The sequence below is a fragment of the Thermobrachium celere DSM 8682 genome (genome assembly GCF_000430995.1).
Lineage (GTDB): Bacteria > Bacillota > Clostridia > Clostridiales > Caloramatoraceae > Thermobrachium > Thermobrachium celere.
On record NZ_HF952018.1, the window covers coordinates 1,929,966 to 1,945,518 of the forward strand.

Annotated in this window: 15 protein-coding genes, 1 pseudogene and 1 other annotated feature; of the genes and pseudogenes, 3 read left to right on the forward strand and 13 right to left on the reverse strand. The window is 31.7% G+C overall.

The window, feature by feature from the left end; all coding sequences use genetic code 11:
* The 3 genes from rlmB to TCEL_RS10180 are packed head-to-tail and all read right to left on the reverse strand — an operon-like array spanning window position 1 to window position 1,996.
* Window positions 1-777 carry a 23S rRNA (guanosine(2251)-2'-O)-methyltransferase RlmB gene (rlmB, locus tag TCEL_RS10170; protein WP_018663763.1) on the reverse strand — a complete coding sequence of 259 codons (777 nt, stop codon included), beginning with the start codon at window positions 775-777 and terminating at the stop codon, window positions 1-3.
* Window positions 778-792: 15 nt separating this feature from the next.
* A complete protein-coding gene (thyX, locus tag TCEL_RS10175) occupies window positions 793-1,566 on the reverse strand; it encodes an FAD-dependent thymidylate synthase (protein ID WP_018663764.1) in 774 nt (257 codons plus the stop codon).
* A 16-nt stretch (window positions 1,567-1,582) separates the two neighbouring features.
* A complete protein-coding gene (locus TCEL_RS10180; RefSeq protein WP_018663765.1) occupies window positions 1,583-1,996 on the reverse strand; it encodes a Mini-ribonuclease 3 in 414 nt (137 codons plus the stop codon).
* A gap of 95 nt (window positions 1,997-2,091) precedes the next feature.
* On the opposite strand from TCEL_RS10180, the gene TCEL_RS10185 reads away from it, so the two are divergent.
* Window positions 2,092-2,616, forward strand: a complete 525-nt coding sequence (locus tag TCEL_RS10185; protein WP_018663766.1) for a phosphatase PAP2 family protein — start codon at window positions 2,092-2,094, stop codon at window positions 2,614-2,616.
* Between the two features lie 27 nt (window positions 2,617-2,643).
* On the opposite strand, the gene cysS is transcribed toward TCEL_RS10185, so the two are convergent.
* From cysS to ilvA, 3 genes and pseudogenes are all read right to left on the reverse strand, one after another.
* Entirely contained in the window at window positions 2,644-4,041 is a 1,398-nt protein-coding gene (gene cysS / locus TCEL_RS10190; protein WP_040684032.1) for a cysteine--tRNA ligase, read from the reverse strand.
* A 45-nt stretch (window positions 4,042-4,086) separates the two neighbouring features.
* Window positions 4,087-4,293, reverse strand: a binding site (T-box leader).
* 5 nt (window positions 4,294-4,298) lie between these two features.
* A complete protein-coding gene (gltX, locus tag TCEL_RS10195; protein WP_018663768.1) occupies window positions 4,299-5,753 on the reverse strand; it encodes a glutamate--tRNA ligase in 1,455 nt (484 codons plus the stop codon).
* A gap of 107 nt (window positions 5,754-5,860) precedes the next feature.
* Window positions 5,861-6,817: pseudogene (ilvA, locus tag TCEL_RS10200) on the reverse strand (threonine ammonia-lyase); the annotation flags it as partial.
* 334 nt (window positions 6,818-7,151) lie between these two features.
* Here ilvA and TCEL_RS10205 point away from each other — a divergent pair.
* A complete protein-coding gene (locus TCEL_RS10205) occupies window positions 7,152-7,565 on the forward strand; it encodes a hypothetical protein (RefSeq protein ID WP_018663770.1) in 414 nt (137 codons plus the stop codon).
* Window positions 7,566-7,629: 64 nt separating this feature from the next.
* Here the strand turns inward: TCEL_RS10205 and TCEL_RS10210 are convergent, their stop codons facing one another.
* From TCEL_RS10210 to TCEL_RS10240, 7 genes are all read right to left on the reverse strand, one after another.
* Window positions 7,630-8,805, reverse strand: a complete 1,176-nt coding sequence (locus tag TCEL_RS10210) for an ABC transporter permease (RefSeq protein WP_018663771.1) — start codon at window positions 8,803-8,805, stop codon at window positions 7,630-7,632.
* On the reverse strand, window positions 8,798-9,526 hold the full coding sequence (locus TCEL_RS10215) for an ABC transporter ATP-binding protein (RefSeq protein ID WP_018663772.1): 729 nt from the start codon (window positions 9,524-9,526) through the stop codon (window positions 8,798-8,800). The genes TCEL_RS10210 and TCEL_RS10215 overlap by 8 nt, the downstream gene beginning before the upstream one ends.
* A 1-nt stretch (window position 9,527) precedes the next feature.
* Complete coding sequence (gene ispF, locus TCEL_RS10220) at window positions 9,528-10,004, reverse strand: 2-C-methyl-D-erythritol 2,4-cyclodiphosphate synthase (RefSeq protein WP_018663773.1); 477 nt, start codon at window positions 10,002-10,004, stop codon at window positions 9,528-9,530.
* A gap of 210 nt (window positions 10,005-10,214) precedes the next feature.
* The gene (locus tag TCEL_RS10225; protein ID WP_018663774.1) at window positions 10,215-12,338 is read right to left on the reverse strand and encodes a glutamine synthetase III family protein; all 2,124 of its coding nucleotides are present in this window, start codon (window positions 12,336-12,338) and stop codon (window positions 10,215-10,217) included.
* Window positions 12,339-12,502: 164 nt separating this feature from the next.
* The gene (gene ispD, locus TCEL_RS10230; protein WP_018663775.1) at window positions 12,503-13,177 is read right to left on the reverse strand and encodes a 2-C-methyl-D-erythritol 4-phosphate cytidylyltransferase; all 675 of its coding nucleotides are present in this window, start codon (window positions 13,175-13,177) and stop codon (window positions 12,503-12,505) included.
* A gap of 8 nt (window positions 13,178-13,185) precedes the next feature.
* Window positions 13,186-14,313, reverse strand: coding sequence for a PIN/TRAM domain-containing protein (locus tag TCEL_RS10235; RefSeq protein ID WP_018663776.1), 1,128 nt, complete (start codon window positions 14,311-14,313; stop codon window positions 13,186-13,188).
* A gap of 113 nt (window positions 14,314-14,426) precedes the next feature.
* Window positions 14,427-14,906, reverse strand: a complete 480-nt coding sequence (locus TCEL_RS10240) for a CarD family transcriptional regulator (protein ID WP_018663777.1) — start codon at window positions 14,904-14,906, stop codon at window positions 14,427-14,429.
* A 210-nt stretch (window positions 14,907-15,116) separates the two neighbouring features.
* On the opposite strand from TCEL_RS10240, the gene TCEL_RS10245 reads away from it, so the two are divergent.
* On the forward strand, window positions 15,117-15,512 hold the full coding sequence (locus tag TCEL_RS10245; RefSeq protein ID WP_018663778.1) for a nucleoside triphosphate pyrophosphohydrolase family protein: 396 nt from the start codon (window positions 15,117-15,119) through the stop codon (window positions 15,510-15,512).
* Window positions 15,513-15,553: the final 41 nt, after the last annotated feature.

Sequence of the window (15,553 nt, forward strand, 5' to 3'; positions counted from 1 at the left end):
TTATATTCCCCTCTGCCTTACAACTTCGTACATAATAATACCAGCAGCAACTGAAGCATTTAGGGAATTTACATCTCCCCTCATAGGTATTTTAACAATTATATCACAATTTTCTTTGACAAGCCTTGATATACCTTTTCCTTCACTACCTATTACAAGTCCAATAGGTCCTTTTAGGTTGCTTTGGAAACTTACTTCTCCATCCATATCAGTACCTATTATCCAAAGCCCTCTCTCCTTTAACTCTTTAATTGTTTGAGTTAAATTTGTTACTTTAGCCACCCTTGTATGCATGGCAGCTCCAGCAGAAGCCTTTATAACTGTTGGAGTAACTAGTGCTGATCTTCTTTTTAGAATAATCACTCCGTGGGCACCAAAAACATTTGCAGATCTTATTATTGAACCTAGATTGTGTGGGTCTTCTATTTCATCTAAAATTATAACAAATGGATCTTCTCCCTTTTCTTTAGCATAATTTAATATATCATCAACAGTTGAGTATTTATAAGGTGATATAACTGCAATTACACCTTGATGCGCTTTAATTGTTGACATATCGTCTAGTTTTTTTCTATCTACTTCAATTACCGGAACCCTTTTTTCTTTAGCAAGGGCATATATTAGTTTAACTGGACCTTCTTGAGAAGACCCCTTTGCAATATATACTTTTTCTACAGTCGTTTCTGATCTTAAAGCTTCTATTACCGGATTTTTACCCTCAACTATATTTTCAACATTTTCATTGAAAGATTCATTTATCTTTCTTTTCTTATCCATACTTTTTCTCTCCTTTTATAAGTTTTGTAAATATTTTTCCCTAATCTCCCTTTGCTTACCACAGGTCATACTTCCTTCTTTACATGCACCTCTTACACACGATGGCCCTGCATATTTAAATATAGTAGGTGCAACTTGTCTTACAAGTTTTAGCATTTCATCAGCCATCTGTCTTATTTCCCACTGAGCTCTATTACAACATCTATGACTGAAGAAATTTAATAAAGTTCTTGCATTCATTGTAAATACAATCTTTGTTTCACATGCATTTGGAAACACATATCTTGCATCTTCTATGGCCAACTTTTCTGCTTTCTTTTCTGCAGTTTTTTCGTCTTCACCCTCATTAATCAACTTCTTTTTATGGTAATCCTTTAGTATGGATGAAATTCTATCATAGTATTCTTGATCCTTCTCCATAGCCTCAATGAAAAGATTTAGAGCTTCTTCATTCTCTTCTATTGAAGGAGGTACTATGTACTCAAACTGATTTAATCTTACATACCTTTGACTTTGCTGTGAATATGATGCAATTCTATGCCTTACAAGTTGATGGCTACAAGCTCTTGATATGCCCTCAACTGCAAAAGTAAAATTTATATGTTCAATTGGAGATTCATGGCCTAAGGATAAAAGCATGTTTAAAAATCTTTGTGTAGATTCATCATCAAGCTTCTTTGTTATCTCTTCAACACCAACTGGGCTATAGCATAATTTTGCAGCTGAAGCTACAATCTTCTCAGCATCTTTAGTATAAGCTAAAAGTTGAACCTTTAAATTTGCTTTCATTTAAAACACCATCCCTTTATTTTTCTATTTTAAACAAAGTAAATTCTATTATTTCATCTAATCTATCATACCTTTTCATTAGAAAAAGATATCCAATTAAACCCTCAAAGGCAGTAGCCATTTTATAATCAAACAGATTTGCATTTTTGGGTACATGTCCTACCTTAGCATTCCTTGTCCTTCTAACTATTTCCTTTTCTTCCTCTGTAAGCATCGGTTCTACTTCCTTTAAAAAACGTGCTTGGTTTGATGCCTTAACATACAGTATTGAACTTTTATGTATTTGATTTGGTTTAACTATCCCCATTGTTATGAGATAACTTCTTACAAACATCTCATATACAGCATCGCCAATATATGCCCATATTATAGGGTTTAATAGCTTTACCTCTTTTTCCGAAAGTCCAACATACTTATCTAAATAGAGCATCTTTTCTCCCTTTCTTAACTTTTTTTAAAATTAACTTTACATCATCACAACAAAAATATATTATCATATTATCAAAAGAACTGTGGAGGTTATTTATGAGAAAAATAAAAACTTTGCTCTATGAAAATGATATAAAAATTTTATATGCCTTTAATATACTTTATAAATCAAAAATACTTGATGTTATAATGCCAATTATAACTCATTTTGGTGGACCTTTCTTTACTATAGCAACTCCACTTATATTAATGCTATCTAAAAATGATTATGTCGCAAAATGTGGTAAAGAATGTATCCTTTCACTTTCAACAAGCCATATTTGTGTTCATTTTATAAAAAAAACCTTCTTAAGACCAAGACCATGCTGGATTATAAAGGATTTTGCAAGATTTAATAGTAAACTTAAAGACTATTCCTTCCCATCTGGACACACAACAGCAGCTTTTTCAACCTTTGTTACTCTATCTATTTTCTTTCCTAACTTTTCATTTATATTTATAAGTTTAGCTTTTTTAGTTGGTCTATCAAGAATATACCTTGGTGTACACTATCCAACAGATGTAGCTGCTGGAATGTTAATTGGATCAGTATTTCCAATTTTAATTCATATATTAGCTTAAAATTATTAGGGGCATAAAGCCCCTATTTTATATTCTCTTCCACCTTACACCTTGAGGTGTATCTTCTAATATTATGCCCCTTTGCTTTAATTCATCCCTTATCTTATCTGCTAGTGCATAGTTTTTCTCTTTTCTTGCCTTTTGTCTCTCTTGTATTAATCTTTCTATTTCCTCATCTAAATTTTCCTTTGTTGATTTTTGAAGTATAGCAAGTGGTGAACCTAGATCTCTTATCATATCTAAAGCTTTTCTTGCTATCTCCTTTGAACTTTCAACACTTATATTGCTGTTTATATCTCTAACCATATCAAATATAACAGAAATAGCATCTGCAGTATTAAAATCATCATCCATAACCTCTATAAATCTATTTTTATATTCAACAAGCTTATTGCTAAACTCCTTTTCTTCTTCCTTTAAATTCTCATATTTTGAAACATCAATAACATGTTCTAAATTTGATATTGAATTATAAATCCTTTCAAGTCCTGCCTTTGCTTGTTCTAATAAATCAATACTAAAGTTAATAGGATTTCTATAATGTCCTGATAGCATAAACATTCTAATAACTTCTGCATCATATTTTTCAAGTATTTCTCTTGCTGTAAAGAAGTTGTTTAATGACTTAGACATTTTTTGATTGTTAACATTTAAATATGCCGCATGCATCCAGTATCTAGCAAATGGTTTGCCATTCCTTGCTTCACTTTGTGCAATTTCATTCTCATGATGTGGGAATACAAGGTCTGCTCCACCACCATGTATATCAATAGTTTCGCCAAGTAATGTGCAGGCCATTGTAGAACATTCAATATGCCAACCTGGTCTTCCTTCACCCCAAGGGCTTTCCCAAGCAGGTTCTCCTTCCTTTTTTGCCTTCCAAAGAGCGAAATCCATTGGATTTCTCTTTCTTTCATCTACTTCAATTCTTGCTCCCGCTTCTAAATCCTCTATACTTTGATGGCTAAGCTTACCATACTCTTTAAATTTAGTTGTATCAAAATAAACATCACCATCAACTACATATGCATAGCCCTTATCAACTAAGTCCTTAACAAAGTTAATTATTTCATCTATATATTCAGTAGCTCTAGGATTTACAGTTGCTCTTTTTAAGTTTAGTGCATCTGCATCCTTATAATATTCAGCAATATATTTTTCAGCAACATCCTTTACAGTAACTCCCTCTTCATTTGCTCTTTTTATCATTTTATCATCTATATCTGTAAAGTTTTGTATAAAATTAACCTTATATCCTCTATACTCAAGATATCTTCTTATTGTATCAAAAACTATAAAAGTTCTTGCATTTCCTATGTGGAAATAGTTATATACCGTTGGTCCACACACATACATTCTAACTACTCCAGGTTCAATTGTAACAAAGTCTTCTTTTTGTCTTGTCATTGTATTATAAACTTTTATTCCCATACCCTCACCTCTATTTTTATAATTTAACCCCTCCATCTCCTTAGAGACGAAGGGGCACTCCGTGGTTCCACTCTAATTAGGCAAAGCCTCACTCAAAATTATAACGGAATCACCGTTCCTACCTACTAAAATTCGGTAGAAAGGCTCTAGGACGCACTAAAGGAGTGTCCATATAGCTGCTCACAGCCTAAGGCAGCTACTCTCTGAAATGGATTAATTCCTTATTCTTCCCTTCATTGCCTTTTATTTTATTATAGCAAATTTTGTTTTACATATTCAATTCTTTTTATCAGCATATCCTTACCTAGTATTTCAAGTATATTAACAAGTTCTGGTCCATGTACTTGACCTGTTACTGCAACTCTAATTGGCATAAATAAAGCTTTTCCCTTTGCTCCAGTTCTCTTTTTAACTTCATTCATTATATCCTTAGCATTTTCTATAGTTACAACTTCAGTTTCTAATAATATATTCTTAAACTCATCAAGAAGTGCAGGAACATGTTCTTGCTTTAATACTTCTTGAGCTTCTTCATTTTCCAATTTAACTTCTTCTCCAAAGAATATTCCTACATGATTTACAATTTCACCAACGTAGGATAATCCACCTCTTACAGTTTCTACTACCTTCGTTATCCATTCTCTATTTGATTTAGCAAATTCTTCAGTTATAAAACCTCCATTTATAAGATGTGGAATTGCTAAATCAACTATTCTATCTATGTTTGCATTTCTTATGTATATTCCATTTATATGATTTAATTTATCTATATCAAAAACAGCTGGGTTTTTGCTTACTCTATTTATATCAAACATCTTTTCTAATTCTTCCATAGAAAATATTTCTTCTTCTCCCTCTGGTGACCATCCAAGTAGGGCTAGAAAATTTATTATAGCCTCAGGAAGATAACCTGCATCTCTATATTGTTCTACCCATGTTGAACCATGGCGCTTGCTCATTTTTGTTCTATCTTTTCCAAGTATTAAAGAAACATGGGCAAACTTTGGAATATCAAATCCTAATGCTTTATATATTAGTATTTGTCTTGGAGTATTTGATAAGTGTTCTTCTCCACGTATTACAGTAGTTATTTTCATTAGATAATCATCTATTGTAACTGCAAAGTTATAAACAGGAATTCCATCGGACTTTACTATTATAAAATCCCCAATGTCATTTGAATTAAACTCTACTCTTCCTCTTACTAAATCATCAACAACGATCAATTCATTTTCAGGAACTCTAAATCTTACAACAGGTTTTCTACCTTCTTTTTCAAGTCTTTCCCTGTCCTCTTTTGTTAAATTCCTACACTTACCTGAATATCTAGGCATTTCTCCTCTCTTTAATGCCTCTTCTCTCTCCTTCTCTAACTCTTCCTCTGAGCAATAGCATAAATATGCCTTTCCTTCATCAAGAAGTCTTTGAACATAAGGATTGTAAATATGTACTCTTTCTGTTGATCTATATGGACCATGTTCTCCGCCAACTTCTATACCTTCATCCCAATGTATTCCAAGCCACTTTAGACCTTCTATAATTACCTTTTCTGATTCTTCTGTTGAACGATTTAAGTCTGTATCTTCAATTCTTAGTAAAAACTTACCGCCTGTCTTTTTAGCATAAAGATAATTAAACAGTGCTGTTCTTGCACCACCTATATGCAAATGCCCTGTTGGACTTGGGGCAAATCTTACTCTCTCCATGATACACCTCCACAAATATAGTATACTAATACAATTTTATATTTATATTCACTTTTTTTCAACACATATATTAAAAAAGCTACAGCTAATGCTGTAGCTTATGAATTCTTCTTTTGAATAATATTTGCTAAAACCATAGGATCTATATTACCACCTGTAACAACACATACTACATTTTTACCTGGCATATTAACCTTTCCATTTATAACTGCCGCAACTGTTGTTGCTCCTGCTCCTTCAACTACAAGTTTTGACTTTTGAAGTAGTCTGTATATCGCATCCTCTATTTCTTCCTCTGATACAGTTACAACATCGTCAACATACTTCTTTATTATCTCAAAAGTTAAATCCCCAGGAGTTTTTACTGATATACCATCTGCTAAAGACTTTACACCAGGTAGTGTAACTATCTTTCCTGCATCAAGTGATGCTCTAGTTGAAGCAATAACCTCTGCCTGAACACCTATTATCTTAACATCTGGCTTTATTTCCTTCATGGCAATGGCTATACCTGATATTATTCCTCCGCCACCTATTGGAACAACAACTGCATCAACATCTTTTAAACCTTCTAATATTTCAAGTCCTATTGTACCTTGTCCAGCAATAACATAAGGATCATTAAAAGGATGAACAAAAGTTGCACCTGTTTCTCTTTGAATTTCAACTGCTTTTTGATAACAATCATCATACACAAGTCCATGTAATACCACATTAGCTCCATATGACTTTGTAGACTCTACTTTTGTCTTAGGAGCTGTTTCTGGCATACATATTGTTGCATTTATACCAAAAGCCTTTGCAGCAAATGCAACTCCTTGTGCATGGTTACCTGCAGATGAAGCTATAACCCCTCTTTTTCTCTCTTCATCTGTTAAGTTTGCAATCTTATTATAGGCACCTCTTAGCTTGAATGAATTTGTATTTTGCCTATTTTCTGTCTTTAGATATATATTCATACCTGTAGCTTGTGACAAGCTATATGATTTAGAAAGTTCTGTCTTTCTTATAACACCTTCTAAATTTCTTTGAGCCTCTTTAATCATTTCAAGTGTTACTTGCATAACATCCCTCATTCCTTTAAATTTTATAAATAATCTTAATTTTAATATAACATTAATCGACAAATGTTTCAATTATTTAATCTGCCATTTTTGTTCATATTTTAGAATTTATCATCATCACATCTTATTGATCTATTTTATACACCTAATACTTTATTTTTTTTATCATATCTCTTAATATTTTGATTTTGCTCTATTTGAAGATATTTCTAAATAAATATAAAACAATATGTTCGCGATATACGTACACAATATTATGTATATTAAAACATAACATTTAATTTTGCACAACCGCATATTTTATAGTATAAACTTATTTTAGGAGGTTTTCCCCTTGGAAACAAAATACAAGGAAAGTTCTCTTGTGGGTTTAATTTTTAAAATGAACTCCCTAGAAAAAGCCCTTATCAACCTTTCATATCACTTAAAAGGCATTAAAGTATCTAAAGACTCTATGCCTATATATCGTGAAATCTATAATGATTATCTAAACTCTCTTTCCTATTTTTCTCAAAGTCTTGGATTTATAAAATGCCTCTACCTATGTAATTCTAATCCTTCATCAAAGGGATACCTACTTAATAACCTCTTTACCCAAGCCTATAGAAAACTCAATAACATAGATATAAAGCTTAAACTTGTAGAAGTCGATGATATCTATTCTGAAAGCAAAAAAATACTTGAGGATAAAATTTCATATATAAACTCAAACATGAAGGACATATTAAATGATCTAATTAACAATTAATAATTTAGCCCAATGAAGAATTTTAATCTCTTCATTGGGCTAGATTTTACTTATTAAATTTTAATCAAGTTCTAAATACAACTTCCTCTTTGCTAAACATATACCTTGCAAACAAAATTGCAGCTATTATATAAACTAATGCCCAAGCAAATGTTATAGCTATGTGTACAGGATTGTAAATTCCAATTATAAATTCCTTTATGATAAGTGAAACATTTGCAAGTGGTATGTTAAACATTATAGTAGAAGCACTTTTAACATCCATCATATAGGTTCCATAGGCAACTATCATACCAATAATAGTAACAGGAGATAGATAGGTTTGAGCTTCCTTAAAGGACCTTGCATATATACTTATAGCAAGTTCAACTGCTGCAAAAATCATATTTAGTATTATTGCTGTAATTCCTATTAAAATTAGGGAGCCTATTGAGATATTTAATCCAACATCCCCCATAAAATCCATTGAATATTTAAAGGCTATATAAAGTCCTGTTAAAGAGGATGTTGTTCCTATAATACCCATAACAGATATAGCCAAAAGCTTTCCAAACAATAGCTGCATTCTACTTGCTTGAGTTGTAAGAAGTGGCTCAAGAGTTCCTCTTTCCTTTTCACCTGCACCCAAGTCAACAGCAGCAGCCATAGGCCCTGTAATTGCATATATAATTAAGTAAAGTGGTAGAAGCATTGTTAATATTAGAGCCCCTTGATTTGCCTTTTCTTTATCTATAGGCTCATTTTTAATATCAATAGGATTTAAAATAGATACATCTATTCCCCTTGCTTCAAGTCTTCTTTTTACAATCTCATCCTTATATTTATTTATTATATCTTCAACCACATCTAAAGCTGTTTGGGAGTTTGTACTCTCTGAATCATATATAATTTTTATATCCGACATCTTATCCTGTGCTAACTTTTTATCAAAATCTTCCTCTACAACAACAGCTAAATAAACGCTTCCTTTTCTAACTTCCTCTTGATAATCTTTAGTCTCGATAAGTTTTATATTAGGTACATTACTTAAGAATTTTTTAAATGAAGATTCTCCTCCTACATAAGCTATTTTTACTTCCTTTGTTACCTTTTCAGTTGTACTCTTTACTCCTTTACCTATTAGACCAAATAATAATGGAAAAAGTACCAAAGGTAAAACAACTGACATTATAACTGTTTTTCTATCTCTAAATAAATCCTTTAATTCCTTTTTAAAAACAATTCCCCACAAATTACTCATTTTTATCCCCCACCAATCTTAAGAATACTTTTTCTAAATCTTCTCCATTATATTCTCTTCTTAAATCTTCAACCCTTCCATCATACACAAGTCTTCCCTTATGTATAATAACTACTCTATCACACAGTTTTTCAACTTCCCTCATGCTATGGCTTGAAAATATAATTGCCCTTCCTTTTTTCTTACAATCTAGTATAAAATCCTGAACAATTGCACTAGATGAAACATCAAGTCCTATTGTTGGTTCATCAAATAGCATAACATCAGGATTATGTACAATTGCCCTTGCTATTGCAACCTTTTGTTTCATACCTCTTGAAAACTTACCAACACGCCTATCAATATATTCCTTCATATCAAGCATTTCTGCTAAAAGTTCAATATTTTTATTAGCCTCTTCACTGGAAAGTCCACCTAAGTCTGCAAAGTACTTTATATTTTCCCTCGCAGTTAGTCTATCATACAACCCCACTTCTCCTCCAAATAATATTCCTATTTTTTTCCTTACTTTATCTGGTTCCTTTAACAAATCTAAACCACATACCTTTGCAGTACCTGATGTGGGCTTTAACATTGTGGATATCATTCTTAAGGTTGTTGTTTTTCCTGCCCCATTTTCTCCTAAAAGCCCAACTATCTCCCCCGCGTCAACTTTAAAACTTACATTATCAACTGCTGTTACTTCTTTAAACTTTTTTGTTAACCCAATTACCTCTATCATTCTATTCCCCCCTTTTTATAATACAAACAGCATGGGCTGCAATTCCTAAGCCCTCACCTGTAAAACCAAGTCCCTCCTCTGTTGTAGCCTTTACATTTACATCGTCAATACTTACCTTACAAACTTCTGCTATATTCCTTCTCATCAAATCAATGTAGGGTGCCATCTTTGGTCTTTGAGCTATTATTGTAGCATCTATATTGTTTACCTTATAACCCTTCTCCTCTATTATATTAATCACATGTTCAAATAGTTTTAAACTATTTGCACCCTTAAACCTTTCATCTGTATCTGGAAAGTGCTTACCTATATCTCCTAATGCTGCAGCACCTAATATTGCATCCATTATAGCGTGAAGAAGTACATCTGCATCAGAATGTCCAAGAAGCCCCTTTTCATAAGGTATTTTTACTCCTCCTATTATCAAATCTCTTCCTTCAACCAACTTATGAACATCATAACCATGACCTATTCTCATAATATACCTCCTAACCAATTGTAAATTTTACCATATCACTCTATAAAAAACAATTAAACTAATCATTTTTTAATTATTTTTTTACCAATTCATAATAATCCAACCAAAGTGACGTTATATTCGCGTATTATATCATATTTTTAAAACCCCATAAATGGATTTATAAATAAATTCTCAAAATCCATTATGGGGCTTCATCATAAATATATTTTATATATAAAACATAAGTTTATCATAGCTTGGGAATGGCCATCTATCCTCATCTACTATCATTTCCAGCCTATCAGCATAAACTCTTACCTTCTTCATTCTTTCAACTATAACATCTCTAAATAAACAAGCCTTTTCATAAAGGGTTCCATTAAACTGATGCACCTTTTCTAATTCCTTCTCAAGTTCAAGTGTTTCTTTGTTTAATTCGTTCAAGTTATTTTGTAGATCCTTAATAAGCTCTATCTGTGTTGTAGGCTCAATTTCTTTTACAACATTTTTAAAAGCACTAATAGAATTTGCTACATCAGTAATTTCTTTAATTACTGCAGGCACAATCTCCTTTTTTACCATATCTATCATAGTTCTAGCCTCTACATTTATATGCTTTATATACTCTTCAAGTTTAATTTCATATCTTGCCCTAAGTTCAACCTCTGTAAACACCCCATGCTTAGCAAATAATTTTATTGATTTATCTGATATTAAAGCACATAGAGCATCAACTGTATTATTAATATTTTTAAGTCCTCTTCTTTCTGCTTCCTTTACCCAATCTTCTGAATATCCATCACCATTAAAGATTATCCTCTTATGGTTTTTATAGATTTCCTTAATTATATTATTAACTTCTTCGTTAAAATCCTTAGCCTTTTCTAATCTATCTGCGATTTCACTTAAAACTTCAGCTACAGCGGTATTTAAAACAATATTAGGAGTTGCAATAGATGCAGATGATGGTACCATTCTAAATTCAAACTTATTTCCTGTAAAGGCAAAAGGTGATGTTCTGTTTCTATCACTAGCATCCTTAGGTAGTGGTGGAAGAGTATTTACACCTACCCTTAGATATTCTCTTTCCTTCTTTTCTGTTCCATTTCCCTTTTCTATATTCTCAAGTATCTCTGTTAACTGATCTCCTAAATACATTGATACTATAGCAGGTGGTGCTTCGTTTGCACCAAGTCTGTGATCATTTCCTGCATTTGCTGCTGATGCCCTTAAAATTTCAGCATACTCATCTACAGCCTTTATAACAGCACATAAAAATATAAGAAATTGAGCATTTTCATGTGGTGTTTTACCAGGATCAAGAAGATTTTGCCCTTCATTAGTTGAAAGAGACCAGTTATTATGCTTACCCGAACCATTCACACCTGCAAATGGCTTTTCATGAAGTAAACAAGCCAAATTATGTCTATTGGCTACTCTCTTTAGCGTATCCATTATAACTTGGTTATGATCAGTTGCAATATTAACATTTTCATAGATAGGAGCTATTTCATGCTGTGCTGGTGCAACTTCATTATGCTTAGTTTTTACAGGTATTCCCATCTTCCAAAGCTCATAGTCCAAATCCCTCATAAAATTTGCAATTCTATCCTTTAAGCTTCCAAAATAATGGTCTTCAAGTTCCTGCCCTTTAGGTGGTCTAGCACCAAAAAGTGTCCTTCCTGTAAAAAATAAATCTTTTCTCTTTAAATATAAATCTTTATCTATTAAAAAATACTCCTGCTCTGCACCTACAGTAGCAAAAACCCTTTTTGCAGTTGTATTTCCAAATAATCTTAAAACCCTTAACGCTTGTTTTGAAACAGCCTCCATGGAACGTAATAGTGGAGTTTTCTTATCTAACGCTTCACCTGTATAGGAACAAAATGCAGTAGGAATGCAAAGTGTTAATCCACCCTCATCCTCCTTTAAAAATGCATAAGAAGTAGCATCCCATACAGTATATCCCCTTGCTTCAAAGGTAGATCTAATTCCGCCTGATGGAAAAGATGAAGCATCTGGCTCTCCTTTGATTAATGCTTTACCTGAAAACTCAGTTATTGCTTTACCTTCGCTTACTGTATTCAAAAAAGACTCATGTTTTTCGGCTGTTATTCCTGTCATTGGCTGAAACCAGTGGGTATAATGAGTTGCTCCCTTTTCTATTGCCCAATCCTTCATTGCATTTGCAACAACATCTGCAACTGCTGGATCAAGAGGTACTCCTTCATCCATTGTTTTTCTTAAGGCTTTATATACATTCTTAGGAAGCCTTTCCCTCATTACCTCATCATTAAAAACATTCTCACCAAATACCTGTTTCAAATCTACGTTAGAATTTCCATTTGCCATACAGAACCCCTCCTAAATCTAAATCTATAAAAAAAGATACGGCGCCCCTTAAATACACCAAAGTGTATTTTAAGGAAACGCCGTTGTTTCCAAAATTTTATTTACTTTTCATACTGTATTATACGTTACACAACAGAAAATTGCAACTTTTATTTTTAAAAATTTCATTTTTTTAATATCAATTGAGCTAATTGTATATCCTCTGGAGTTGTTATCTTAATGTTATCATAGGACCCCTCAACTACCCTTACCTTATATCCTAAACATTCAAGTAAACTTGTATCATCAGTTGCAATAACTCCATTTTCTTTTGCAAATTCATGTGCCTTTATTATCAATTCATATTTAAAGGTCTGAGGTGTCTGAATTAAATATATAAAATTTCTATCTAGCGTTTTTTCAAAAAACTCTCCTTGGACATACTTTACAGTATCTTTAACCTTAACAGCCACTGCAGATGCTCCATATTTTTTTGCCATTTCAATTGATTTTAATATATGTTCTCTTTTAACAAATGGCCTTGCTCCATCATGAATTAATACAATATCGCTATTACAACAATTTACAAGTCCATTATAAACCGAATCCTGTCTTTCAGATCCACCCTTTACAATCTTTGTTACCTTTTTGTATCCATATTTTTCTATTATGTTTTTCTTAAAATAATCCACCTCATCTTCAGCAACAACAACCACAATATTATCTATAAAATCCAAACCATCAAATACATCTAAAGTTCTTGCTATTACTTCCTTGCCATCTAATAAAAGATATTGCTTATTGTATCCTAATCCCATTCGTTTACCTTTTCCTGCCGCAACAATAAGTGCTGTAACCATAGTTCCTCCTATACTGCCTTATCTTGAGTATTCTTTAATTTTGCAAATATCATTCTACCTGCCGCCGTTTGAAGAACACTAGTTACAATTACATCAACAACCTCTCCAACGTGCTTTTTACCACCTTCAACAACAATCATTGTTCCATCGTCAAGATAAGCTACTCCCTGACCAGATTCTTTTCCATCCTTTATTATGTGGATGTTCATTTCCTCTCCAGGTATAACTACAGGTTTTACCGCATTTGCAAGTTCATTTATGTTTAATACAGGAACACCTTGAAATTCTGCTACTTTATTTAAATTAAAATCATTTGTTATAATCTTACCACCTAAAACCTCAGCAAGCTTTAATAATTTACTATCAACCTCTGATACATTTGGAAAATCCTTATCACATATTTCTACTGTAACAGGTAGCTCCTTTTGTATTTCATTTAGTATGTCAAGTCCTCTTCTTCCTCTTGCTCTCTTTAGGTTGTCTGAAGAATCAGCAATATGTCTTAGTTCTTCTAATACAAATTGAGGAATAACAATGGTTCCTTCTACAAAACCTGTTTTTAATATATCTAATATTCTCCCATCTATTATAACACTTGTATCTAATATTTTAGGTTGACTTGGTTTTAAATCCATCTTTTGTTTTTTGTCCTTTGTGAACTTCTTCATAAACGTAAATACATTTGACAATTCTTCCTTCTTCTTAATTGCTAAATTAACACCCAAAGTACCAAAAATTATGTTTACAATTAACGTAATTACACTTCCTATCGCTGATAAAACAGAATTTGTCTGAAGAAAACTTGCAACTGACCCCACTAAAAGATTAGCAATTAAAAGACCTATTATAAGTCCAATAACTCCTATTATTATTTCATTTGTTGGTACCTTTTGCAATCCATTTTCCAAAAGATCAATGACCTTCCACACAAGAGATAGTATAAAAGGAGATATAATATAAAATATGAGTCCAACAATAAGTGTTCCAATAATATAAATAGTAATTCCTGCAACAGAAGTCATCTTGATATTTAATATATGCTTTACATATTCAATTTTTACAATAGTCGATGTCAAAACATATCCCAATATGAGCCCTGCTATTGTCAATAACCACCTAAATATTTTATTAAGCATTTATACACCTCCTATTTCATATATTTTCCATATTTTAATTTTTACTATTATACAACAATTATAAAAAAAAAACAATTAGAGTAAAAGAAAATATTATTATATTTTTATTAATTTTATGACAACAGATTATTAATTATTTTTTGCTTTGCCTCGTCAATTGATACATCTAATATAATAGAAATTTCACTTGATAACAAAAGAATACAGTTATCTAATATTTTTTCTTCACTACTAGATAAACTTTTATTTTTAGATAAAGCTTTAATATCTAATATAAGTTGTGCTATTTCAAATACATCCCCTTTAGAAATAACATTATCATATATCTTTAATCTATCTATCCATTTTGATGGTAACTTACTATGTTTTTTATTTGAAACATCAAATATCTTTTCAACATCCTCTGCTTTAATAACCTCTCTAATTTTTATATTATTTCTTTCGTCTACTGGTAGCATAATCTCTACATCGTCAATAATAAATTTTATTATATAATACCTCTTAACTGTTTTATAAATCTCCTTTTCTTCTATATTAACAATAAATCCTGCTCCAAACTTAGGATGATATATCTTATCTCCAATATTAAACATAACAATCCCTCTTTATAAAATAAATTTAATATTATCCTCATTTTATTATATTAATTAGGCTTTTAAGGTGTTAAAAAGATTATAAATATTCCCCATTGCATTTGACATATTAAAGTAAGAATATTTATAATATTTATAAAGCAAAGTTTACCCCAAACAAATGTAAGCTTTGTACCTCCTGTTAATTTTATAGAAAAGGGGTGTAAACATATGAAGGACATAATAATAGATGACTTTCAAAATGCTGTATCTGAGTCACTAATAAGACACAAAAGTATACTTGATATAATGACAAAACTTGGCGAATCACAAGCTAGAATAAATCGTGCGATAGCAAAATCTGCAACAAACTGTGGTTGTATTAAAATAGACGTTGAAAAGCAAAAGCTACCTCAAGATTGTTCTTTAGAAGATGCTGCCAAAATACTTTCACATCAAATAAAGGGTAAACTTTGCGATAACTGTCGCGAAGTTTTAGAAGATGAAATAGGAACAGAACTATATTACCTTGCTGCCCTTTGCGAAGCATTAAACCTAAATCTGTTTGATATACTATTAAAAGAATATAAAAACGTAACTACACTAGGTAAATTTTCTCTACTTTAAAATTTAAATATTATTCTTATTACATACAAATAGGCATGAAC